This window comes from Craurococcus roseus (assembly GCF_039523795.1).
GTDB lineage: Bacteria > Pseudomonadota > Alphaproteobacteria > Acetobacterales > Acetobacteraceae > Craurococcus > Craurococcus roseus.
On record NZ_BAAAFZ010000092.1, the window covers coordinates 1 to 23207 of the forward strand.

A 23207-nucleotide genomic window follows, 5' to 3' on the forward strand; every position below is an offset into this window, starting at 1 on the left:
CGGCGGGACGCCGTGTTTCGGGAAGGGGGACGCGCGCATGGGGGCGCCCACCATACCCCGCAACCGCGCCCGGCCGGAGCCGTTTCGGCGCCCGCCGCCCCGGAACCCCGGTTGCGGCGCGGCGGCGCTTCGCCCTATGGCTCGGCGCCGTTCCCTCCGGAGCGCCTTTTTGACCCCCGCCAGCGCCACCACCACCGACGCCGTCGCCGGCAACCACAGCCGGCGGCCGGCCAGCCTGTCCTTGATGCTCGCCGTGCTCGGCGTGGTGTACGGGGACATCGGCACCAGCCCCCTCTACGCCCTGCGCGCCTCGCTGCTGCACTTCGGGGCCGACGGCGTCGAGCGCGCCGAGATATTCGGCATCCTGTCCCTCATCATCTGGGCGCTGCTGCTCACCGTGACCGTGAAGTACGTGATCTTCGTGCTCCGGGCCGACAACCGCGGCGAGGGCGGCGTCCTGGCGCTGATGGCGCTGGCGCACCGCGTCGCCCGCACGCCGCGCGGGCGCTGGCTGGTCACGCTGCTCGGCATCGCCGGGGCGGCGCTGTTCTTCGGCGACGGCATCATCACCCCCGCCATCTCCGTGCTCTCGGCGGTGGAGGGCCTGAAGGTCGTCTCGCCCGCCTTCGAAGAGGCGGTGATCCCGCTTTCGGTCGCGGTGCTGGTCGGGCTGTTCCTGGTGCAGTACCGCGGCACCGCCAAGATGGGCGCGGTGTTCGGGCCGGTGACGGCGCTCTGGTTCGCCACCCTCGGCGTGCTCGGCGTGGTCGAGATCTTCGCGGCGCCGGAGGTGCTCGGCGCCGTGTCGCCGCACCACGCCGCGCTCTTCATCGCCATGCACCCCTTCGCCGCCTTCATCGCCCTGGGCTCCGTCGTGCTGGCGGTGACGGGGGCGGAGGCGCTCTACGCCGACATGGGCCACTTTGGCCGCCCGCCCATCCAGCGCGCCTGGATCGCCTTCGTCCTGCCGGCGCTGGCGCTCAACTACCTGGGGCAGGGGGCGCTGCTGCTGTCCGACCCGGCGGCGCTGGAGAACCCCTTCTACCTGCTGGCGCCGGAGTGGCTGCGCCTGCCGCTGGTGGTGCTGGCGACGGCGGCCACCATCATCGCTTCCCAGGCCATGATCTCGGGCGCCTACTCCATCGCCCGGCAGTGCGTGCAGCTCGGCTTCCTGCCCCGCTTGGTGGTGCGCCACACCAGCGAGACCGAGGAGGGGCAGATCTACCTGCCGCAGATCAACGCCATGCTGCTGGTGGGCGTGCTGATCCTGGTGGTCTCCTTCCGCACCTCGGACAGCCTGGCCGCGGCGTACGGCATCGCGGTGACGGGCACCTTCGTCTGCACGAGCTGCCTCGCCATGCTGGTGTTCCGGCGCCAGTTCGGCTGGTCGGCGCCCCTGGTCGGGCTGGTGTTCGGGCCGTTGCTGCTGCTCGACCTCGGCTACTTCGTGTCCAACGTGCTGAAGATCCCGGAGGGCGGCTGGGTGCCGGTGGTGCTCGGCGCGGCCTTGTTCGTCCTGATGCACACCTGGAGGCAGGGGCGCGAGCTGCTCTTCGCCCGCATCCGCCAGGACAGCCTGCCGCTCAAGTCCTACCTCGCGCGGCTGCCGCAGTCCCGGACGGTCAGGGTGCCAGGCATCGCCGTCTTCATGACCGGGCAGTCGGACTACGTGCCCAACGCGCTGCTGCACAACCTGAAGCACAACAAGGTCCTGCACGAGCGCGTGGTCTTCGTCACCGTGCTCAACGAGGACGTGCCGCAGGTGGGCGAGGGCCGCCGGCGCGAGGTGCAGGAGCTGGCGCCGGGCATCCACCGCGTCATCGTCCGCTACGGGTTCCAGGAAAGCCCGAACATCCCGCGCGAGCTGGAAGCGCTCCGGGAGGCCGGCGTCAACTTCCAGCCCATGCAGGTGAGCTACTTCCTCGGACGCGAAACGCTGGTGCAAGCGGTGGTGCCCAAGATGGCGCGCTGGCGGCAGTGGCTGTTCCGGGTGATGTCGCGGAACGCCGTGCCGGCGACCGAATTCTTCCGCATCCCGTCCGACCGGGTGGTCGAATTGGGCGTCCGTGTGGCGATCTGAACCCCGCTTTCCCCCTCGCGTTGCCTACGGACCGACAGCGGGAAAAAGGAGGCGGCGCCGTCCGATGGCGAAGGTGACTTTGGTTCTGGCCTCGGGGCCCGGCTTTCCGCAGGGCGACCCGGAATGCCGCTACGAGATCGAGGTCACGCTGGACGCGACAGGGCGCTTGGACCCCGAGGCGTGGTTCGCCGACCCGAACCCCTGGCCCGCCCGCCGGCGTTGGCGCGACGAGTGGCCGCGCGACGGCGACATGCAGCTCGACGAGGAGACCGGCGCCTGGTCGCTCCGCTTCTTCCCCAAACCGGGCGAGGCGGGCGAAGCGCCGCCTTACGAGGTCATCCGCACCAACGTCCCCATGCGGCCCGGCGAGTACCTCACCATCCGCGAACCGGACGGGAGGGAGTTCGGCTACCGCATCGTCAGCACGGCCTGACCCGGCGCGCGGTGGCGCCGCCCCGCCGAGCCGCGGTCCGGCCGGTCCCCTTGCCTTGGCGGACCGCGGGGCGATGATCGCCCGGCGCCGCGCACGAAGGGGAGCCACGACGGATGCCGACAGGAGCGGAGTTGCTGGTCGCCGCGCTGGCGAACGAGGGCGTGGAGCGCGTCTTCGGCGTGCCCGGCGAGGAGAACCTCGACGTGGTGGAGGCGCTCCGCCGCTCCTCCATCGAACTGGTGCTGACCCGCCACGAGCAGTCCGCGGCCTTCATGGCCGCGACCCACGGGCGCCTCACCGGCCGGCCCGGCGTGTGCCTGAGCACGCTCGGCCCCGGCGCGCTGAACCTCTCCACCGGCGCGGCCTACGCGCACCTCGGTGCCATGCCGGCCGTGCTCATCACCGGCCAGAAGCCGATCCGGCACAGCCGGCAGGCGCGCTTCCAGATCGTGGACGTGGTCGCGGCCATGCGGCCGCTCACCAAGCTCGCGCGGCAGGTGGTCGGTGCCGAAGCCATCCCGACCCTGGTGCGCGACGCCTTCCGCGTGGCCCAGGAGGAACGGCCCGGCCCGGTCCACCTCGAATTGCCGGAGGACGTCGCCGCGGAGGAGGTGGCGGCGGGCGACGCGCACCTCGTGCCGCCGCACCCGGTCGAACTGCCCGTGGCGCCCCGCGCGGCGCTGGACCGCGCCGCCGCGATGGTCCTCGCGGCCGAGCGCCCGCTGCTGATGCTCGGCGCCGCCGCCAGCCGCCCGCGCACGACCGAGGGCCTGACCGGCTTCGTCCGGCGCACCGGCATCCCGTTCTTCACCACGCAGATGGGCAAGGGCACGGTGCCCGGCGGCACCGAGCTCTACATGGGCACCGCCGCGCTGTCCGAGCGCGACCACGTCCACGACGCCATCGACCGCGCCGACCTGATCCTGGCGGTGGGCCACGACACGGTGGAGAAGCCGCCCTTCCTCATGGGTCCGGGCGGGCCGCGGGTGATCCACGTCGGCTACACGCCGGCCGGCGTCGAGGAGGTGTTCTTCCCGCACGCCGAGGTGGTGGGCGACGTCGGCCCGAGCCTCGAACTGCTGGCCGACCGCCTGGAAGGCAAGCTGCGGAACGCCCGTGCCCTGCTGCCGCTCCGCGACGGCATCCTCGCCCGGATCAGGGAGCGCGAGGACGAGGGCCGCTTCCCGCCGACGCCGCAGCGGATCGTCCACGACGTCCGGCGGGTGATGCCGGAGGACGGCGTCGTCGCGCTCGACAACGGCATGTACAAGATCTGGTTCGCGCGCAACTACCGCACGCGCATGGCCAACACCCTGCTGCTCGACAACGCCCTGGCCACCATGGGCGCGGGGCTGCCCTCGGCGATGATGGCGGCGATGCTGCGCCCCCGCCGGCGCGTGCTGGCGGTGTGCGGCGACGGCGGCTTCATGATGAACAGCCAGGAGATGGAAACCGCCGTCCGGCTCAAGCTCGACCTCGTGGTGCTGGTGCTGGACGACGGCGCCTACGGCATGATCCGCTGGAAGCAGGCGGTGGACGGCTTCGCCGATTACGGCATGACCTTCGGCAACCCGGACTTCGTCCGCTACGCCGAGGCCTACGGCGCCGAGGGGCACCGCGTCGGCCGGACCGAGGACCTGGCGCCGACGCTGGAGGCGGCCTTCGCGGCGGGCGGCGTCCACCTGGTCGCCACGCCGATCGACTACTCCGAGAACAAGCGCGTGCTGGTGGACGAGTTGCGGGCGCGCGCGCCCCGGGAGGCGGCGCGCGAGGAGTGACGCAGCGCACTTGCGGCGCCGGCGGCGAACGCCCGACAAGGAGGCGCGGCCCGGGGCGGGCTTGACCGACGCCCCACGGAGCGGCCGACGCCTTTGGGCGGGGAGACCGGCGCCATGCCCGAGATACGCTTCGCCACCGCGCGCTACCGGCCGGACGCCGTCATAACCCTGCGCACCAGCCTGGATTGGAACGAGGACATACCGGGCCTCTTCGACGGGGGCGCCTGGGTCTTCCGCCTCGACCCCGTCCCGCCGGGCGGCATCGCCTTCAAGTTCGTGCATGAGCGGCAGTACTGGATGGTCGGGAACGACATCGGCCTCCAGCCCGGCGGTCCGGACGTGGTCGCCTTCGACGAAGGGCGGGTCGCGTTCCCGGAGCCGACCGAACTGCTGGTCGAGAGCGGCGAGGTCGCCCGCCGCGTCTTCCCACCCGACCTCGGCGGCGGCCGGACCTACGACGTCATCGTGGTCGGCTCGGGCTTCGGCGGCGGCGTGCTCGCGGAGCAACTCTCCGACCTCGGGGCCGACGTCCTGGTGCTCGAAGCCGGCAGCTACCTGTTCCCGACCCACGTCGGCAACCTGCCCCGCCAGCACGGCCTCGGGCGGCGCGTGGACAAGAACATCTGGAGCCTTTGGGACGAGTTCCGGGTGGTCAACTACGTCAACGCGGGCGGCTCCGCCTACGGCGGCGGCCAGGGCTTCAACCTCGGCGGCCGCAGCCTGTTCTGGGGCGGCTTCATCCCGCCGATGATGTGGTGGGAGCTCGACGCCTGGCCGGAGCCCGTCCGCTGGTACCTGGAGGGCGAGGGCTACGCGCTGGCGAACGACTTGTTGAAGTTCAAGGACCTCGACTCGGACTACCAGTGGCAAGCCAAGAGCTGGCTGACGCGGGAGCTGCCCGGCTACACGGTGCTCAACGCGCCGATGGCGATCCAGGACACCGACGCCAGCCGCCGCACGGTCGCCGCCGGCGTGTTCTCCACCGCCGATCTGCTGATGGAGGCGCGGCTCACCGAAGGCGGCTTGGGCAAGGAGCACCTGACCGTCAACCTGAACCACGCCGTCGTGCGGATCGACACCGCGGGCCGGCGCGCCACCGGCGTCGTGGCGCGCGACCTCGTCGCCGGCGAGGAGCGGACCTTCCGCGCGAAGGCCGTGGTGCTGTCGGCCGGCACGGTCGAAAGCGCCAAGCTCGCGCAACTGAGCGGCCTCGCGGACCCGAACGGCAAGGCCGGCGCGGGGATGACGGACCACCCGATCTTCTTCGCGCACTTCGCCGTCCCGGCGTCGTCGCCGCTCTACAACCCGGGGGCCGCGGCCAAGATCCTCCTGCGCCACAAGGCCGCCGGCCTCCGGTCGGCCCCGCCGCACCAGGACGACCACCGCTACAACGTCATCCTGGAACTCGGCGCGGACTTCAACCAGGGGCGGTTCGTCGATCCGGACTTCCTGGCCGAGCACCTGCGCGTCCGCGGCGACACCATGCTGTGCGAGATGGTGGTCCTGTTCAACGCGCCGCTGGTCGAGCGCAACGCGCTGCGCCACGCCGGGCCGTCCTTCGCCAAGCCGGCCGTGGACATGCAGGAGTGCCCGATCACGGCCGGCGAGTGGCAAGAGATCGACGGGCTGAAGAACCTGCTCTTCGGCAAGCTCCAGGCCCAGCCGCTGGAGAACGGCGACCTGAACCTCCGGCGCGCGGGGCTCGGCGGCGTCGCGCACGAGGTCGGGACGCTACGCATGGGGACCGACAAGGCGCGGAACTACGGCGACGGCGTGGTGGACGCGGACCTGAAATTCGCCGCTTACGACAACCTGTACGCCTGCGACCTGTCCGTCTTCCCCACCTCCCCCGCCGCGAATCCAAGCCTGACCTTGGCGGCCCTCGCGCTGCGGTTGGCGGGGACGCTGAAGGCGCGGATCTGAGGCGGCGCGCCTTCCGCGGCGGGGCCGCCGGGGCGCGCGCCTTCCCCCTCCTCGCGTCTCGCGCCGAGGCCGCCGGACCGGAGCCGGCCGGCGCCGCTCAACCGCCGCCGGCCGCCGCGTCCTGCGCCGCCGCCCGGCCCGATGCCGGCGGCGCCAGCGGCTCCGGCCGCACGCGGAGGTGCTCCATGCCCGCGTAGAGGCCGCCTTCGATCTGCGCTTCCAGCCGTTCCCGGTCGCGGCGCCGCACGTCGTCCACGAGGCGTTCGGCTTCGGCGCGCGGCGCCCCCAGCCCGACGAGCACCTCCCGCCCGAAGGCCAGGGCGGACTCCATGGTTTCCCGCACCTCCGCCGCCACGCCGCGGCGGATCAGCTCCAGGGAGTGCCGGCGGTCGTAGGAGCGGGCGAAGCAGGGCGTGTCCGGGAAGGCTTCGCGCGCCACCTCCACCACCTTGGTCGTGGTCGCGGCCGCGTCCGTGCAGACGGCGATCAGCTTCACCCGGCCGGCCCCGGCGGCGCGCAGCACGTCGAGCCGCGTGCCGTCGCCGTAGTGGACGCGCGAGCCGAAGCGGCCCGCCGCCTCGATCATCTCCACGTCGTTGTCGATGATGGTGGGCCGCAGCCCCCGCGCCAGGAACACCTGGCAGGCGAGCTGCCCGAACCGCCCGAATCCCACCACCAGCACGCTGCCGTTGGCGCCGGAGAAGTCCTCCTCCGGCTCGGGCCTGCCGCGCTCGCCGCACAACAGCGGTTGGCCGAGGCGGACCACCAGCGGCGTCGCCGCCATGGAGAGCGCCACCACCGCCACCAGAAGGTTCGCGTGCTCCGGCGCCATCACGCCCGCGCCCACGGCCGTCGAGAAGAGCACAAAGCCGAACTCCCCGCCCTGCGCCAGGGTGAGCGCGGTGCGCAGCGCCGTGTCGTGGCCGTGCCCGAACAGCCGCGCCAGCCCGTAGAGCGTCGCGGTCTTGACCGCGATGAGCACGGAAACCGCGGCGAGCAGCGCCAGCCAGTTCTCGGCGACGAGCCGGAGGTCCACGCTCATGCCGACGGAGATGAAGAACAGGCCGAGCAGCAGCCCGCGGAACGGCTCGATGTCCGCTTCCAGCTCGTGCCGGTAGTCGGACTCGGCCAGCAGCACCCCGGCCAGGAACGCCCCCATCGCCATGGACAGCCCGGCCGTAGCCATCAGCGCCGCCGCGCCCAGCACCACCAGCAGCGCCGCCGCCGTCATGCTCTCCGAGGTGCCGAACCGCGCCACCACGCGGAAGAACGGGTTCAGGAGGTAGCGGCCGGCGAGGACCACCGCCGCCACCGCGCCGCCGACCACGGCCGCCAGTTCGAGCCATGACGAGCCTTCGCCTTCCGCCTCCAGCGGCGACAGGAAGGCGACCAGCGCCAGCAGCGGCACGATGGCGAGGTCCTGCAGCAGCAGGATGGCGAAGGCCGCCTTGCCGTGCGGCGCTTCCAGCTCGTTCCGCTCCTGCAGGAGCGGCATCACCAGCGCCGTGGAGGACAACGCCAGGCCGAGGCCCGCGACCAACGAAGCCGAAAAGTCCCGGCCCACGACGAGGTACGGGTAGAGCGCGATGAACGCGCCCGACACCAGCACCTGCGCCGTGCCGAGGCCGAAGATGCTGCGGCGCATCTCCCACAGCCGCGAAAGGTTCAGCTCCAGCCCGATGACGAAGAGCAGCAGCACCACGCCGAACTCGGCCACGCCCCGGACCCGCTCCGCTTCCCCGAGCAGGCCCAGCGCGAACGGCCCCACGGCGACGCCCGCGGCGATGTAGCCCAGCACGGAGCCGAGCCCGAGCCGCTTGAAGAGCGGCACCGCGACCACGGCCGCCGCCAGGAAGGTGATGGGCTCGATCAGCGGCGCGACGGCGTCGTGCGGCGTGGACATGGCGGGGCCTCGCGGGAAGGGGGGCGGCGCCGCCGTGCTAGCGCTGCGCCGTCGCCACCGCCAGGAAGTTGGCCAGGCTGTCCTCCGCCACCCGCGCCCATTGGACCTGGTCGGTGCGGAAGCGGTCCCATTGTTCGTGCAGGCGCTTGAAGCGCGGGTTCTGCTCGCCGAGCTCGGCGAACAGCTCCTGGCTCGCCCGGTAGGAGGCCTGGAGCACCTCCCGGGGGAAGGAGCGGAGCTGCGTGCCGGCCGCGATCAAGCGCCGCATCGCCGTCGGGTTCAGCACGTCGTAGCGGGCGGACATCCAGTGCCAGCTCTCCGCGCAGGCGGCCTCCAGGATCGCCTTGTACGCGGCCGGGAGCTGTTCGTAGGCGCGGGCGTTCACCATGAGGTCCACGCTCGGCGAGTACTCCCACCAGCCCGGGTAGTAGTAGAAGGGCGCGATGCGGTTGAAGCCGAGCTTCTCGTCGTCGTAGGGGCCGACCCATTCGGCGCCGTCGATCACGCCGCGCTCCAGCGCCGGGTAGATGTCCGGCCCGCCGATCTGCTGGGTGACGACGCCGAGCTTCTGGAGCGCGTTGCCGCCGTAGCCTGCGATGCGGAACTTCAGCCCCTTCAGGTCCTCGACGCTCCGTATCTCCTTGCGGAACCAGCCGCCCATCTGGCTGCCGGTGTTGCCGGCCGGGATCGCGACCACGCCCTGGTCCCGGTACACCTCGGCGTAGAGCTGCCGCGCGCCGCCATGCGTCAGCCAGGCCCAGTGCTGCTTGGTGGAAAGGCCGAAGGGCAGGCATGTGGCCATCGCCAGCGACGGGTCCTTGCCCAGGTAGTAGTACGCGCTGGTGAAGCCGCATTCCACGGTGCCGCCGCCCACCGCGTCCATGACTTGCAGCGCGGGGACGATCTCGCCCGGGCCGAAGACCTGGATCTGGAAGGCGCCGTCGGTCATCTCCCCGATGCGCTTCGCCAAGTGCTCCTGCGTGCCGTAGAGCGTGTCGAGCGACTTCGGGAAGCTGCCCGGGCAGCGCCACCGGATGCGCGGCGCGCCTTGGGCGCCGGCGATGTTCGGCGCGGCCAGAGCGGCCGCCGCAGTGGCGCCCGCGGTCCCACGCGCGATGAAGCGGCGACGTTCCATGCGTTTCCCTCCGTTTCGACTCCCGTGCGCCGGCAGGGTGCGCGGGAGGAGGGCGGAGCGCAACGCTCCGGTCGGGGAACGGCGCCGAAGCCCGCGCACCGGCCTTCGCCGCACGCGCCGGGGCCCCGGCGCGGCCGTACCGTCAGCGGGCGGCGTCCGCGGCGGCCGGAGCGCGCGGGCCGTCCCGCTGCCCGTCCGGGGCGGGGGGCGCCGGCGCCACCTTGGCCGACGCCCGCGGGTCCAGGGACGCGGTCGCCTCCGGCCCGTGGTCGAAGGCGATGGACTTCACCAGCGCCCACACCGCCATGCCGGGCCGGAAGCCGAGGCGCTCCACCGCGTCGCGTGTCACCCGCGCCAGCAGCGCCGAAGGCCCGACCGCCAAACGCAGGAACGCCTCGTGCGGCGCCCCCGGCACCGGCGAAACCCCCGTCACCTCGGCCGGCAGGATGTTGTGCGCGGAAAGGCCGCGCGGCACCTCCGTCGCCACCGCCACGTCGCGCGCGCGCACGCGCAGCCGCAGCCGCGTCCCGACCGCTTCCGCGCGCAGCGGCACCACCAGCGCGCCGCCGGGGAAGCCGAGCCGCGTCAGGCCGCGCGCGCCGTCGTGCTCCAGCACCGAGCAGTGGAGCAGCCCGCCGGCGTCGCGCCGCGCGCTGAGCGCCGGCAGGTCGGTCCGCACGGAGAGCGCCTCCACGTCCCCCTCCGCCGCCACGCGCCCGTCGTCCAGCAGCACCAGCGAGTCGGCGAGCGCGTCCACCTCGTCGAGCGCGTGAGTCACGTATAGGATCGGCGGCCCCGCCGCGCCGCGCAGCCGCGCCAGGAACGGCAGCACCTCGGCGCGCCGCGCGGCGTCCAGCCCGGCCAGCGGCTCGTCCATCAGCAGCAGCCGCGGGCGGGACAGCAGCGCGCGGCCGAGCGCCACCCGCTGCGCCTCGCCCCCGGAGAGCGCGGCCGGGCGCCGCCCGAGCAGGTGCCCGATGCCGAGCAGCGCCACCACCTCGCGGAAGCCCGGCCCCTCCGCCCGGCGCGGCGCGCGCCGCAGCCCGAAGCGCAGGTTCGACTCCACGCTGAGGTGCGGGAACAGCCGCGCGTCCTGGAACACCACGCCGCAGCGCCGCCGCTCCGGCGGCTCGAACAGCCCGTGCGCGACGTCCAGCAGCACGCGGCCGTCGAGCGCCACGCGGCCCCGGTCCGGGCGCAGCAGGCCGGCGACGGCCGAGAGCACCGTGGTCTTGCCGCAGCCGGACGGCCCGAACAGCGCGGTCACGCCCGGCGTCGGCGCGGAAAAGGCGGCGTCCAGCGCGAAGCCGCCGGACCCGTCGCGCCCGCCGGGGAAGCGGTGCCGCAGCGCCACCTCCAGCGCCATCAGCCGCCGCGCCCGAGCAGCCGGCCCATGCGCCGCGCGATCCACTCCGCCAGCAGCAGCCCCGCCGCGGCCAGCGCGAAGGACACCAGCGCCAGCCGCGCCGCCGTCCGCTCCCCGCCCGGCGTCTGCGTGGCGCTGTAGATCGCCAGCGGCAGCGTCTGCGTCTCGCCCGGGATGTTGGAGGCGAAGGTGATCACCGCGCCGAACTCGCCCAGGCCCGCGGCGAAGGCCGTCACGGCGCCGGCCAGGATGCCGGGCGACATCAGCGGCAGGGTGACGTTGAAGAAGCGGTCGAGCCGCCCGGCGCCCAGCGTGCCCGCCGCCGCCTCCAGCCCCGGGTCCACCCCGTCGAGCCCCAGGCGCACCGCGCGCACGATCAGCGGGAAGGACATCACCGCCGTCGCCAGCGCCGCGCCCTCCGTGGTGAACACCAGCCGCGCGCCGAACCACTCGTTCAGCAGCGAGCCGAGCGGCCCGCGCACGCCGAACAGCACCAGCAGGCCCCAGCCGACCACCACCGGCGGCACCACCAGCGGCAGATGCACCAGCGCGTCGAGCAGCGAACGGCCGGCGAAGCGCCCGCGCGACAGCAGCAGGGCCGCCAGCACCGCCGGCACCAGCGACACGGAAACCGAGCGCGCCGCCACCCCCAAGGACAGGCGCACGGCCTCCCACTCCGCCGGCTCCAGCAGGACGCCCGTCACTCGCCGGCGCGCGAGAAGCCGAAGCGGCGCCAAACCCCCTCGCTGCCCGGCCCGGCCAGGAAGGCGAGCAGCGCCCGCGCCCGCGCATCGCCTTCGGCGCGCCGCGTCACCGCGAAGGGGTAGGTCACGGGCGGGTGGCTGCCGGTCGGGAAGGTGCCGACCGCGCGCACGCCCTGGCTCGCGCCGGCGTCGGTCGCGTAGACGATGCCGAGCGGCGCCTCGCCGCGCTCCACCAGCAGGAGGGCCGAGCGCACGTTGTCCGCGCGCGCGAGCCGCGGCGACAGCGCCTGCCACTGCCCCATCCACTCCAGCGCCGCCTGCGCGTAGCGCCCGACGGGCACGTGCGCCGGGTCCCCTGTGGCGAGCCGCCCGTTCGGACCGAGCAGCGCCGCGAGGTCCGTGCCGCGGTCGAGCGTCATGGGCCGGATGGCGCTGCCCGCGGGCGCCACCAGCACCAGCGCGTTGGCGAGCGGGCTGGCGCGCGTGTCCGGCGCGATCAGGTTCCGCTGCTGGAGGTAGTCCATCCAGGGCTCGTCGGCCGAAGCGAACAGGTCCGCCGGCGCGCCCTGCTCGATCTGCCGCGCCAGCGCGGAGGACGCGGCGAAGGAGAAGCGCAGCGGCGGGCCGCCGGGCGCCGCCGCGCGCCACGCCGGCTCGATGGCGCGCAGCGCGTCCTGCAACGAGGCCGCGGCGAAGACGGTGAGCGGCGGCGGCGCGTCCTGCGCGCGGGGCGCCGCGGCAGGCGTCAGCGAGGGCGCGCAGGAGGCCGAAGCGAGGAGAACAAGGCGGCGTCGCATGGGCACCTCCCCGGGGCTGCTGCGGGCGCGGGGCGCCGTCGGGCGCGGCCGCAACCGCCCCGCAGCGCGTCCGTTATAGCCCATTGTTGATAACGGGCAATCGCCGCCGCCCCCCCTCAGCCGGCCCGTCCGCGCGGCCCGTTCCCGCCTGGAGGCGGGGCCGGGCCGGCCTCGCGCTGCGCGGCGGCCTCCACCTCGCGGTAGCGGGCGATCAGCGCGCGGCCGGCGTCGGTCAGCGCCGCCCCGCCGCCGCGGTGCCCCCCGGGCGCCCGCGACACCGCCGGCGCGCCGAGCGCGGCGTCCACCGCCTCCACCAAGGCCCAGGCGCGCGGGTACGACATGCCGAGCGCGCGCGCCGCGCCGGAGATGGAGCCCTCGCGCGCGATCGCCTCCAGGAGCGCCACCTTGCCCGGCCCGACGCGCCCGCCGGACGCGAGTTCGAAGCGGACGCTGACGCGGACCGGCGCGGGGACGGGGTCGGGCACGGCCGCATTGAAGCGCGGCGCCCGCAGGGTGCGCCAGCCCGCGCCGCCGGGTCAGTGCTTGGCGGTACCGGCCCCGAAGCCGCGCAAGGCGCGCCGGTCGCGGATCTCGACGCCGCGCTTGGTGGCCGCGATGGTGCCGTCGCGGCACAGCCGGGCCATGTTGCGCGACACCGTTTCGATGGTGAGGCCGAGGTGGTCGGCGATGTCGGCCCGGGTCATCGGCAGCGCGACCCGCGCCCCGTCGGCGCGGCACGGGTCGGCCGGCGCGCGCTCGGCCATCTCCAGCAGAAAGGCTGCGACGCGCTCGCCCGCCGCCTTGCGGCCGAGCAGGAACATCGTTTCGTGCGCCCGCCGCAAGCCCTGCAAGGCCACTTCGCGCAAGCGCCGCCCGAGCGCGCCGTGCCGCTCCGCCATGGCTTCGACCGCCCGCCGCGGGTACCACACCAGCACGGTGTCGGCCACGGCCTCGGCCGAGAGGTGGCGCGCGTCGGCGGCCTCGAGGCCGAACAGGTCGCCGGGCAGGAAGAACTCGGCCACGTGCCGGCGGCCTTCCTCGTCCAGCCCGACGGCGCGCACGCCGCCGGAGAGGACGCGGTAGCACCGGTCGGCGGGGTCGCCGGCGGCGTAGACCTCCTGTCCGCGGCGGAACGCGCGCCGCGTCCCGAATTGCTCCAGCGCGTCGAAGGGCGACGCGGCCGCCGGTCGCGCCGGCGTCGGCGGCGCCGCCCGGTCCGCGCGGCCCTTGAAAACGGCGGCGGCAATCGCCGCCGTGGTCCCGGCTTGTGCCTGCATGGTCGCCTCCATCCGCGTTCCGCGTGTCGCGGCGCGAACCTGCCGCAGCGGCGGAGGGCGCGGAATCGGGTGCGGCACGTACGCGCCGCCGCGTACGGGGAACCACGTACGCGGCGCCCCGGGGCCGGGCGCTGGACCCCCGGCGCCCGGCCCCGCTATGGGGGCGCGTGCCGGCGGAGGGTGGGCCGATGGCGGAAGGCGCGGCGGCTGTCCATGTGATCGACGACGACGAGGCGGTGCGCCATTCCCTGGCGTTCCTGTTCGAGTCGGCGGGCCTGCCCGTCCGCGCCTACGAGTCCGCGCCGGCGTTCCTGCGCGTGGCCGCCGGACTCACCTCCGGTTGCGTCCTCACCGACGTGCGGATGCCGGACATGGACGGCCTCGCCCTGCAACGGCGGTTGGCCGAATTGGGCGTGCGGCTGCCGGTGATCGTCATGACCGGGCACGGCGACGTGCCGGTCGCGGTGCAGGCGCTGAAGGCGGGCGCCGCCGACTTCATCGAGAAGCCCTTCGACGACGACGCGCTGCTGGCCGCCGTGCGCGCCGCGCTCGACGCCAGCCGCCTCGACCGGGAACGGGACGCGGAGGCCGAACGCGTGTCGGCGCGGCTGGCCAGCCTCACCCCGCGCGAGCGGCAGGTGTTCGACCGCTTGGTGTCGGGCGAGCAGAACAAGGCCATCGCCCGCGAACTCGGCTCCAGCCCGCGCACGGTGGAGGTCCACCGCGCGCGGGTGATGGCGAAGATGGGCGCGCGCAGCCTGCCGGAGCTGGTGCGCATGGCCTTGGGCGCGGGTGCGCCGGCGCCCGAGTGATCCAGGTCAATGCGCCGCGCCCCGCCGCGCGCTAGGCACATGGCGGACCCGCAACCGCGTCCGGCCACGGAGCCGCCGGTGGAGCCCAGCCCAGGAGCCCGCGCCGTGATAGCCATCGTCGACGACGACCCGGGCGTGCGCGACTCGCTCCGGTTCCTGCTGGAAACCGCCGGCCACGCCGTCGAAACCTACGAGTCCGGCCCCCGCTTCCTGGCCGACGCCGACCCGTCGCGCCTCGCCTGCCTGGTGCTCGACCAGAGGATGCCGCAGGTCGCCGGGCTCGACATGCTGGCGCTGCTGCGGGAGCGGGGCGTGTCGCTGCCGCCGACCCTGCTCATCGTGAGCACGCCCGGCCCGGGCGTCTCGCGCCGCGCCGCGGAACTGGGCGTCGCCAGGGTGCTCGAAAAGCCGCTGGCCCGCGACGACCTGCTCGCCGAGATCGGGGCCGCGGTGCCCTGACCGCGGCGGCCGCCGTCAACCGGCGGCGCTCTCGTCCGCGTCCGGCGCCGCGGCGGCGGGCAGCGTGAAGCGGAACACCGTCCCGCCGCCGGCGTTGGGCTCCGTCCAGATGCGGCCCCCGTGCGCCTCGACGATGGTGCGGCAGATCGAGAGCCCGACGCCCATGCCGTCCCGCTTGGTGGTCACGAAGGGTTGGAAGAGCCGCTCGGCGACCTCCGGCGCGAGGCCGGTCCCGGTGTCGGCGACGCCGAACAGCACCGTGTCGCCCCGCGGCTCGACCTCCACCGCAAGCTCGCGCCGCTCGGCCCCGCGCATGGCCTCCGTCGCGTTGCGGATCAGGTTCACCAGCACCTGCTGCACTTGCACCCGGTCGGCGAACACCTTGTGCGGGCCACGGCCGGTCCGGAGCGCCACCTTGATGCCGCGCTCCTTGACCCCGGCGAGGGCGAGGGCGCTCGCCTCTTCCATGAGCTTGGCGGCGTCCTCCGGCCGCTTTTCGGTCTCGCCCCTGGCGACGAACTCGCGGAGGCGGCGGATGATCTGCCCGCTGCGCAAGGTCTGGTCGGCGGCCAGGCCCATCGCCTGCCGCACGCGCACGAGGTCCGGCGCGCCGCCGCCCGGCCCGGGCGCGTCCAGCAGCCTTTGGCAGGCGCGGAGGTAGTTGGTGGTCGCCGTGAGCGGCTGGTTCAGCTCGTGCGCGAGCGTCGCGGCCATCTCGCCCATGGCGCTCAGCCGCGAAACGTGGATCAGCTCCGCTTGCAGCTCCTGCAAGCGCGCCTGCGTCTCCTGCCGCTCGGTGAGGTCGCGGATGAAGCCGGTGAACAGGCGGTGCCCGCCGCTGTTCACCTCGCCGACCGACAGCTCCATCGGGAAGGTGCCGCCGTCCTTCCGTCGGCCCGAGACGACGCGGCCGATGCCGATGATGCGCCGCTCGCCGGTGCTGAGGTAGCGCGCGATGTAGCCGTCGTGCGCGTCGCGGTAGGGCGAGGGCATCAGCATGCTGACGTTGCGCCCGCGCACCTCGGCGGCGCTGTGGCCGAACAGCCGCTCGGCGGCGGCGCTGAAGGATCGCACCACGCCGCGCGCGTCGATCACCACCATGGCGTCCGGCACGGTGTCGAGGATGGACCGGAGCAGCGCCTCGCTCCCGGCCAGCGCCGCTTCCGCCGCCGCGACCGGAGGAGGGGCGGCCGGGCGGGCGGCCTCGTCCGCGCCGGGTTCCGCCGCCGCGTCCCCGTCCTCGACGACGGCGACGAGCACACCCGTCGCCGGCTCGCCGGCGTCCGCGGGGCGGTCGGGCAGGACGAGCGCGCGCAAGCGGCGCGCGCCCTCGGCGGTGGCGCCTTCGCCACCGGGAGCGAGCGCCGCCTGCGCCGGCTCCCCGGTCTCCAAGGCGTGCCGGACGCGGTCGCGCAATTCGAGGTGGCCGGTGCCGGCGAGGACTTCGGGGAACGGCCGCCCGCGGTCGCCCGGCGCCAAGCCGAACACGGCGGCCGCGTCCGGGGTGAAGCCGCGGATCGCGCCCTGCCCGTCGAGGAAAACGGTCGGCACGTTTCGGTTCGGGTGCGGCATGTACGTTCGGTCGCGTTCCTGCGGGCGGGCGGGCGGGCGTTCGCCGGGGGGCGCGACTTACGCCACGGGCCGCCGGCCGCCGCAAGGGCTCGCGGGCCCGCCGCTCACCGCCGGCCGATGAGGCCGATCGCGACCAGGACCGCGACCGCGGCGACCAAGGCCATCATGCCCTGCACGACGCCGAAATTGGGCGAGTCGCGCGCGACCAGCACGGCCGCGACCGCGCCGCCGAGGGCGAGCAGTGCCCGGATGACGATGCCCATGTATGGCGGCGCCCCCTCACGCTCCTTTCCTCCTCCACCCGGCCACCATAGCGACCCGGGACGCGCGGCGCATTGCGGCGGATCAAAACCGCCCGGCCCCGATCCGTGCGCACGGGGCACGGCCGGGGCGGGTCAGGCCGGGGGCAGGGCCGAGCGGATGCGGTCGAGGAGGTCGAGCGCGCCGAAGTCCTCGCTCCGCAACTCGGCCGCCGTGAGGGCCACCGCCTCCGGCAGCGCGCGCGGCGGGACGTCCCCGATCGGCGGCAGCTTGCGCAACCGTTTGAGAGCGCGGGCGTAGATTTCGGCAGGGTCCACGTGCTGCTGCATGCCGGGCTGGAAGCCGTCCTGCGCGTTGGCCAGGAACACGGCGATCTCCTGCTGCCAGTGCTCCGCGTCGCGGTGCTCCGGCCAGGCGAGCGCCTTCAACGCGTGCAGCATGGCGAGGCCGAGGTGCGACTTGACGGCGCTGAGCTGGCTGTTGCCCACGTCCTCGACCTCTTCGATCACGTGCTCCCAGTCCACGTCGTTCACCAGCTCGCCGGTGGCAACGCGGCGCAGGCGCTCGGCCTGGGCCTTGCTCCAGCCGAGGATGTCCGTGTGGTAGAGGTCGTCGGGCATGGCGGGTCGCTCCGGCCCGCAGGCTAGCCGGGTCGGGGCCGGGCCGTCACCCGTCACAAGAACCCCACCGGGTCCACGTCCACCTGCACCCGCACGTGCGCCGGCACCGCCACGCGCGACAGCCATTCGCGCAGCACCGGCTGCACCGCCACGTCGCGCCGCGCCTTGAGCAGCAGCCGCCGCCGGAAGCGCCCGCGCAGGAGCGCGAGCGGCGCCGGCGCCGGGCCGAGCACCTCCACCCCGTCGAACTGCGGGGCCGCTTGGCCGAGGTCGCGCGCGGTGCGGTCCGCTTCGCGCTCCTCCTCCGCGCTCACGATCAGCGCCGCCAAGCGGCCGAAGGGCGGCCAGCCGCCGGGCCGGCGCGTCGCCGCCTCCTCCGCCATGAAGGCGTCCAGGTCGCCGCTCACCAGCGCCTGCATCACCGGGTGCTCCGGGCTGAAGCTCTGCAACAGCACCCGCCCCGGCGCCTCCGCCCGCCCCGCCCGCCCCGCGACTTGGTGCAGGAGCTGCACCGTGCGCTCCGCCGCCCGGAGGTCGCCGCCGGCGAGGCCGAGGTCCGCGTCCACCACGCCGACCAGCGTGAGGTGCGGGAAGTGCCAACCCTTGGCGACGATCTGCGTGCCGACGATGAGGTCCACCTCGCGCTCCTGGATGGCGCGCGCCGCCTCCGCCGCCGCCGCCGGGCCGGGCATGGTGTCGGAGGCCATGACGAGCCGCCGCGCTTCCGGCCACAGCAGCGCCGCCTCCTCCTGGATGCGCTCGACGCCCGGCCCGACCGGCGTGAGGCAGTTGGGCGTGCCGCATTCCGGGCACTCGGCGGGCGGCGCTTCCGCGTGGCCGCAGTGGTGGCACTGCAAGCGCCGCTGCGCCCGGTGCTCCACCAGCCAGGCGGTGCAGTTCGGGCAGCGCATCCGGTGGCCGCAGTGGCGGCAGAGCGTCAGCGGCGCGTAGCCGCGGCGGTTCAGGAACAGCATCGCCTGCTCGCCGCGCGCCAGCGTCTGCCCCACCGCCTCGATCAGGACGGGACTCAGGAAGCGCCCGCGCTCCGGCGGCTTGGCGCGCAGGTCGATCGTCTCCACCGTCGGCAGCCCCGCCCCGCCGTGGCGCTGCGGCAGGCGCACGGCGTCGTAGCGGCCGCTCTCCACGTTGTTGAGCGTTTCCAGGCTCGGCGTGGCCGACACCAGCACGCAGGCCGCCCCCGCCAGCCGCGCCCGCACCACCGCCATGTCGCGCGCGTGGTACACGACGCCGTCCTCCTGCTTGAAGGCGGTCTCGTGCTCCTCGTCCACGACGACCAGGCCTAGGTCGGGGAAGGGCAGGAACAGCGCCGAGCGCGCGCCGACGACGACCGGCGCCTCGCCTTCCGCCACCGCCCGCCAGGTGTCCCGCCGCGTCCGCGAGCCGACCTCGGAATGCCACAGCGCCGGTTCCACCCCGAAGCGCGCGCGGAAGCGGTCGAGCCACTGCGCCGACAGCGCGATCTCCGGCAGCATCACCAGCGCCTGCCGTCCCTGCCGCAGGCACTCGGCCACCGCGTCCAGGTACACCTCGGTCTTGCCCGAGCCGGTGACGCCGGCCAGCAGCGTCACCCCGAACGCCTTCGCCGCCACCTTCCCCCGCAGCGCCGCCGCCGCCTCCGCCTGCACGCCCGACAAGGCCGGCCCCGGGTGCCCCGGATCGGGCCGGGCGAAGCGGGCGGCGCGGGGCAGGGCGGCCGGGCGGAGGAGGCCGTTGTCGGCCATGCCGCGCAGCACCCCGGGCGAAACCCCGGCCGCCTCCGCCAGCCGCGGCCCGGCGTAGACCTCGCCGGGCTTCATGGCGTCGAGCACCCGCCGCCGCTCCGGCGTGATGCGCGGTTGGCTGTTGCCGCCCGGCGGCGCCAGCGTCCAGCCCGCCTGCACGGGCGGCGGCTCCAGCGCCGCCGGCGCGCTCATCGCCATCCGCAGCACCGCGCCGGGCGGGCTCAGGGTGTAGGACGCCACCCAATCGATGAACCGCCGCAGGCTGGCCGTCATCGACGGCACCGGCAGCACCGCGGCGAAGGGCTTCAGGCGGGCGTCTGAAACGGGCGGCTCGGACGAATTGGCTTCCCGATCCCAGACGACCCCGATAATCTCCCTCTGGTTGAGGGGCGCCACCACGAAGGCCCCGGGCCGCGCGTCCGCATCCGGGGGCGCGCGGTAATCGTATGCTCCCGCAAGGGGAAGCGGCAAAAGAACGCGGACCCGTGGTGCGCGCGCCACATTGGTCGTGTCCTTGCCACCTCGATGCTTTTCGGAGACCCGGCCCATCGGCTATTCTGGCTCGAACAGAACCGAAACGATCGCCGGCGCCAAGCGCGCCGCCGCCACCGCCCCGCCCCGAACCGGCACCCCAGCCGCAGCCCCCCGCGACGAGGCCAGCCTGCCCATGAAGTTCTTCGTGGACACCGCCGACGTTTCCGAAATCCGCGCCCTGGCCGAAGCCGGGCTCGTGGACGGCGTCACCACCAACCCGAGCCTCGTCGCCAAATCCGGGCGGCGCATGGCCGACGTCATCGCCGAGATCTGCTCCATCACCCCCGGCCCGGTTTCCGCTGAAGTCACCGCCACCGGCCACGAGGGCATGTTGGCGGAAGGCCGCCACCTGCGCGAGATCGCGCCCAACGTCTGCGTGAAGGTGCCGCTGACCGAGGCGGGGCTCCGCGCCTGCCGCGCCCTGTCGGCGGACGGGACCATGGTGAACGTCACCCTCTGCTTCTCCCCGGCGCAGGCGCTGCTGGCGGCCAAGGCGGGCGCCACCTTCGTGTCCCCTTTCGTCGGCCGGCTGGACGACGTCGGCACGGACGGCATGGGGCTGATCGCCGACATCGTGCAAATCTACCGTAACTATTCCCACCTGAAGACGGAAGTCCTCGTCGCGTCCATTCGCCACCCCATGCATTTGGTGGATGCGGCCAAGCTCGGCGCCGGTGTAGCGACTTTGCCGCCGGCGGTGATCCGCCAGCTCCTGCACCACCCGCTGACCGACCGGGGGCTGGAAGCCTTCCTGGCCGATTGGCGCAAGACGGGCCAGACCATCCTGTGACCACGGCGGGCCGACACAGCACCGGCACCAGGCAACGGCGGGACGCTTCCGCCGCCGGCACGGCCGGCGCGGCCGGACCAGAACTGCCCCCGGCCGCCGCGGTCGCGGCGTTCCTGCGCGCCCACCCGGAGTTCCTGGCGGACCACCCGGACCTTTACCGCACCCTCGACCCGCCCAAGCGCGTCCACGGCGAGCGCATGGCCGACCACATGGCCGCCATGCTCTCCGCCGAGCGCCGCCGCGTCCGCGGCCTGGAAGCGGACATGGACGCCGCCCTCAACGCCGAGCGCGCGGGCAACGGCCTGACCATCCGCGTGCGGCTGGCGGTGCTGGCGCTGATGCGCTGCGGCGACGTGCCGGAAGCGGTGACGCAGGAGATGCCGGCGCTGCTGGGCATCGAGACCTGCACCCTGCTGAGCGAGGCGCCCGACCGGCGCGGCGTGGTGGGGCTCGGGCGCGGCGCCGCGGCGCGCCTGCTGCCCCCCGGGCGCGACGCGGCGGTGCGCGCCGCGCCGACCGACGCCGAGCTGATCCACCAGGAAGCCGCGCCGCTGGTGAAGCGCGACGCGCTGGTGCGCGTGCCGGTGTGGACCGGGCACCCGACCCTGCTCGCCCTCGGCGCCCGCGACCCGAACGCCCTGCCGGCGAAGCAGAGCACCGCCAACCTGGCCTTCCTGGGCCGCGCGGTGGCGGCGGCGCTGGCGCGGTAGGACGGGGCAGTCGCGCCCCGCCGCGCGGCAAGCCGTCTGCACGAACGACGCCGACCGCACCGCCCTTGGCGCTGACGGCGTGCGCCCAGACGCCGCCAGCGGCGAGGCGCTCAAGGCCGGAAGTCGTTCGGATACTCGCCAAGGGACGCCTTTACGGTGCGGCCTTCCCCTGACGCGCGATCGAGGTACTGATGGGCCGGGCAAGGCGAGGCCGCAAGCGCGATGAGCAGTTCGGAGAACCGCGCGGCTTCGGCGGGCGCCATCTCCCAGGACGGATCGTTCCCCGCCGCCCGCATGCCGCGCGGGTGATCGTCGAACCTGACCGTGACCGTGCCGGGCGAGCCGTCGTCACCGATCCGCTCTTCCCTTGGCGACGTGGACAGGCTCAGGAACAAGGCGGCGAGTCCGCGGAGATCGCCGGCCTGCCCCCAGAGCAGCACCACCGAACCGAGGGCACCGTCAGGCAGGTACGCGCATCGGAGCATGCACCCTCCTGAGTTGGCGCCGGGCGGCCCGTGAGGCCGGAAATGATCGAACGCGGCAAGTCCTGGCTGCGATCAACAAGCTAGGCGCGGCAGGCAAGGGGGAGGAAGAACGAAGATGGCCGAGCGCGACCACCACATCTACCGGCTCTCTTGGTCGGCGGAGGACGGCGAGCACGTCGCCGCCTGCGCGGGGTTCCCGAGCCTCTCCTGGCTGGACGAGGACGGGATCGAGGCGTTACGCGGCATCAAGAAACTCGTGCGCGAGGCGGTCGAGGACTTGCGAGCGTACGGCGAGCCGGTGCCCGAACCACGGGCGGACAAGGACTTCAGCGGCCGGTTCGTGGTCCGCATCCCGCCAGGGCAGCATCGTGCCTTGGCCGTGCGCGCGGCCGAAGCGGGCGTGTCCCTGAACCGCTACGTCGACTTCAAGCTCGCCGCGGCGGGTTGAGGCGCGCGGGGGCGCTACCCGTCGTCGAAGGCCGCTTCCAGGTCGCGGCCGCCGTAGAGGACGCGGACGATCAGCGCCGCGTCAGGCTCCACTGCGAAGGCGATCGTGACGCGCCGTTCGAAGCCCACCGTGCGTAGGCCGGGCCGAGACGTCGTCGCGCTTGGTGCCTCGTTCGGGAAAGCGGCCGAAGCCCGCGCAATGCCGCCTGATGCGCTCGACATAGGCCAGCGCGCGAGCGGGGCCGCTCCGCTCCGCGATGTGGTCGTACAACCGCAGCAGGTCGCCTTCCGCCTCCGGCAACGTGACGACCCGGCGCGTCACCCGCCACGCTCTCTCACCCGCTTGGCGTGGTGCGCGCGGATGGACTCCTCGACCTCCTCGATCGGGATCGCCCGGCTAGGATCGGCTTTCCAGCGGTCGTACGCGGGCACCACCTCCTCACGCAGCCACCGCTCCACGACGGCGTCGCGCTCCTGCAAGGCGCGCAGTCCCGCCGGCACCACCTCGCTCGCCGTGGCGTAGGCGCCCGACGCCACCTTCGTGTCGATGTAACCGGCCTGCTCGGCGGACAGGCTGAAAGTGCGCTTTTCGATTGATGGCAAGGCCCTGCCCTCCTCGCCTGCCATCATACCCGTAAGGTATGACATTTTCACACTCACCAGCACCGTTATGATGGCTGGTGCCGAAAACGTTGGACGTGAGCAAGGGTAGAAGGTTAATATTCCTAGTTTGATTCAACAACCACCCGGGCCGCACCCGCCATGCCGCTGAACCCTCCCCCGCCTAGGACGCGCCAAAGACGGCCCCCACAGGCGCAAGGCGCCGTTTTGTCCGAAGGGGACAAACCGCACCCCGCCGGCCCGGTGAGCGCCGATCTGTCCGAGGCGGGCGGATGTCGGCCCCTGGGCGCGCGGCGCCCCGTTTCTTCCGAAAGCGGCAAAGGACGCGCGCCCGACCGGCGAAGTCCCTTCTTGTCCGAAACTCGCAACCGGCGACCTCCCGGCGCGCGAAGGCTCGATTTGTTCGAAACGCGCAAAACGCGCGCCGCGGACCACGAAAGCCGCCTTTTGTCCGAAGCGGGCGGAACGCGGCCGGCCGCTGCGCGGCGGAGCAAAGGAGCGTCACGCCTCGCCGACCGACGGCAAGCCGACCGAAGCCCCGGCCACCCGCCCAGGCAAGCCGCCGCCCCGGGGCGCCCGGCGTGACCGCCGCCGAAGCCCGCGCCCGTTTCCTCGACTGGCTCGCCCGCGAACGCCGCGCCAGCGCCAACACGGTCGAGGCCTACGGCCGCGACCTGCGCGACTTCCTCTTGTTCCTTTCCGACCACCTCGGCGGCGAGCCGGACGCCGCGGCGCTGTTCCGCCTCCGCGCCGCCGAC

Annotated in this window: 24 protein-coding genes; 10 read left to right on the forward strand and 14 right to left on the reverse strand. The window is 74.0% G+C overall.

From position 1 onward, the window contains the following. The first annotated feature begins 244 nt into the window (after positions 1-244). The 4 genes from ABD067_RS23325 (at position 245) to ABD067_RS23340 (ending at position 6214) form a co-directional block, all read left to right on the forward strand. Complete coding sequence (locus tag ABD067_RS23325; protein WP_343897873.1) at positions 245-2080, forward strand: potassium transporter Kup; 1836 nt, start codon at positions 245-247, stop codon at positions 2078-2080. Positions 2081-2144: 64 nt separating this feature from the next. After that, positions 2145-2513, forward strand: a complete 369-nt coding sequence (locus ABD067_RS23330; protein WP_343897810.1) for a hypothetical protein — start codon at positions 2145-2147, stop codon at positions 2511-2513. Positions 2514-2626: 113 nt separating this feature from the next. Next, positions 2627-4291, forward strand: coding sequence for an acetolactate synthase large subunit (locus ABD067_RS23335; protein ID WP_343897811.1), 1665 nt, complete (start codon positions 2627-2629; stop codon positions 4289-4291). A gap of 114 nt (positions 4292-4405) precedes the next feature. Further along, entirely contained in the window at positions 4406-6214 is a 1809-nt protein-coding gene (locus tag ABD067_RS23340; RefSeq protein WP_343897812.1) for a GMC oxidoreductase, read from the forward strand. 97 nt (positions 6215-6311) lie between these two features. Here the strand turns inward: ABD067_RS23340 and ABD067_RS23345 are convergent, their stop codons facing one another. From ABD067_RS23345 to ABD067_RS23375, 7 genes are all read right to left on the reverse strand, one after another. Continuing rightward, positions 6312-8117 (reverse strand): monovalent cation:proton antiporter-2 (CPA2) family protein, encoded by a 1806-nt coding sequence (locus ABD067_RS23345; protein WP_343897813.1) that lies wholly within the window; start codon positions 8115-8117, stop codon positions 6312-6314. 37 nt (positions 8118-8154) lie between these two features. Beyond that, positions 8155-9252: a TRAP transporter substrate-binding protein gene (locus tag ABD067_RS23350; protein WP_343897814.1), complete on the reverse strand. Its 1098-nt coding sequence runs from the start codon at positions 9250-9252 to the stop codon at positions 8155-8157. 142 nt (positions 9253-9394) lie between these two features. After that, complete coding sequence (modC, locus tag ABD067_RS23355; protein ID WP_343897815.1) at positions 9395-10618, reverse strand: molybdenum ABC transporter ATP-binding protein; 1224 nt, start codon at positions 10616-10618, stop codon at positions 9395-9397. Next, the gene (modB, locus tag ABD067_RS23360; protein ID WP_343897816.1) at positions 10618-11322 is read right to left on the reverse strand and encodes a molybdate ABC transporter permease subunit; all 705 of its coding nucleotides are present in this window, start codon (positions 11320-11322) and stop codon (positions 10618-10620) included. Before modB ends, modC begins: the two co-directional genes overlap by 1 nt. Further along, complete coding sequence (gene modA / locus ABD067_RS23365) at positions 11319-12119, reverse strand: molybdate ABC transporter substrate-binding protein (RefSeq protein WP_343897817.1); 801 nt, start codon at positions 12117-12119, stop codon at positions 11319-11321. Before modA ends, modB begins: the two co-directional genes overlap by 4 nt. A gap of 116 nt (positions 12120-12235) precedes the next feature. Further along, entirely contained in the window at positions 12236-12604 is a 369-nt protein-coding gene (locus ABD067_RS23370) for a winged helix-turn-helix domain-containing protein (protein ID WP_343897818.1), read from the reverse strand. A 51-nt stretch (positions 12605-12655) separates the two neighbouring features. Further along, complete coding sequence (locus ABD067_RS23375) at positions 12656-13396, reverse strand: helix-turn-helix domain-containing protein (RefSeq protein WP_343897820.1); 741 nt, start codon at positions 13394-13396, stop codon at positions 12656-12658. A 188-nt stretch (positions 13397-13584) separates the two neighbouring features. On the opposite strand from ABD067_RS23375, the gene fixJ reads away from it, so the two are divergent. Both fixJ and ABD067_RS23385 read left to right on the forward strand, forming a co-directional pair. Then, on the forward strand, positions 13585-14208 hold the full coding sequence (gene fixJ / locus ABD067_RS23380) for a response regulator FixJ (RefSeq protein ID WP_343897821.1): 624 nt from the start codon (positions 13585-13587) through the stop codon (positions 14206-14208). A 105-nt stretch (positions 14209-14313) separates the two neighbouring features. Then, positions 14314-14667, forward strand: a complete 354-nt coding sequence (locus ABD067_RS23385; RefSeq protein ID WP_343897822.1) for a response regulator transcription factor — start codon at positions 14314-14316, stop codon at positions 14665-14667. 15 nt (positions 14668-14682) lie between these two features. Here ABD067_RS23385 and ABD067_RS23390 read toward each other — a convergent pair whose 3' ends face one another. From ABD067_RS23390 to ABD067_RS23405, 4 genes are all read right to left on the reverse strand, one after another. Continuing rightward, positions 14683-16218: a PAS domain S-box protein gene (locus ABD067_RS23390; RefSeq protein WP_343897823.1), complete on the reverse strand. Its 1536-nt coding sequence runs from the start codon at positions 16216-16218 to the stop codon at positions 14683-14685. 125 nt (positions 16219-16343) lie between these two features. After that, positions 16344-16502 (reverse strand): hypothetical protein, encoded by a 159-nt coding sequence (locus ABD067_RS23395; protein ID WP_343897824.1) that lies wholly within the window; start codon positions 16500-16502, stop codon positions 16344-16346. Between the two features lie 132 nt (positions 16503-16634). Continuing rightward, a complete protein-coding gene (locus ABD067_RS23400) occupies positions 16635-17120 on the reverse strand; it encodes a DUF29 family protein (protein ID WP_343897825.1) in 486 nt (161 codons plus the stop codon). 53 nt (positions 17121-17173) lie between these two features. Continuing rightward, positions 17174-19411, reverse strand: coding sequence for a primosomal protein N' (locus ABD067_RS23405; RefSeq protein ID WP_343897826.1), 2238 nt, complete (start codon positions 19409-19411; stop codon positions 17174-17176). A gap of 118 nt (positions 19412-19529) precedes the next feature. On the opposite strand from ABD067_RS23405, the gene fsa reads away from it, so the two are divergent. Further along, positions 19530-20186, forward strand: coding sequence for a fructose-6-phosphate aldolase (gene fsa / locus ABD067_RS23410; RefSeq protein WP_343897827.1), 657 nt, complete (start codon positions 19530-19532; stop codon positions 20184-20186). Beyond that, the gene (locus ABD067_RS23415) at positions 20183-20896 is read left to right on the forward strand and encodes a DUF484 family protein (RefSeq protein WP_343897828.1); all 714 of its coding nucleotides are present in this window, start codon (positions 20183-20185) and stop codon (positions 20894-20896) included. Before fsa ends, ABD067_RS23415 begins: the two co-directional genes overlap by 4 nt. Positions 20897-21006: 110 nt before the next feature. Here ABD067_RS23415 and ABD067_RS23420 read toward each other — a convergent pair whose 3' ends face one another. After that, positions 21007-21381 carry a hypothetical protein gene (locus tag ABD067_RS23420; protein WP_343897829.1) on the reverse strand — a complete coding sequence of 125 codons (375 nt, stop codon included), beginning with the start codon at positions 21379-21381 and terminating at the stop codon, positions 21007-21009. 115 nt (positions 21382-21496) lie between these two features. Here ABD067_RS23420 and ABD067_RS23425 point away from each other — a divergent pair, with 115 nt between their 5' ends. Beyond that, entirely contained in the window at positions 21497-21829 is a 333-nt protein-coding gene (locus tag ABD067_RS23425) for a type II toxin-antitoxin system HicB family antitoxin (protein WP_343897830.1), read from the forward strand. 81 nt (positions 21830-21910) lie between these two features. On the opposite strand, the gene ABD067_RS26530 is transcribed toward ABD067_RS23425, so the two are convergent. Both ABD067_RS26530 and ABD067_RS23430 read right to left on the reverse strand, forming a co-directional pair. Continuing rightward, positions 21911-22150 (reverse strand): type II toxin-antitoxin system RelE/ParE family toxin, encoded by a 240-nt coding sequence (locus ABD067_RS26530; RefSeq protein WP_408871593.1) that lies wholly within the window; start codon positions 22148-22150, stop codon positions 21911-21913. Then, positions 22147-22431, reverse strand: coding sequence for a ribbon-helix-helix domain-containing protein (locus tag ABD067_RS23430; protein ID WP_343897831.1), 285 nt, complete (start codon positions 22429-22431; stop codon positions 22147-22149). Before ABD067_RS23430 ends, ABD067_RS26530 begins: the two co-directional genes overlap by 4 nt. A gap of 290 nt (positions 22432-22721) precedes the next feature. On the opposite strand from ABD067_RS23430, the gene ABD067_RS23435 reads away from it, so the two are divergent. Further along, the coding region (locus tag ABD067_RS23435; protein ID WP_343897874.1) for a site-specific integrase at positions 22722-23207 on the forward strand (486 nt) is incomplete at its 3' end.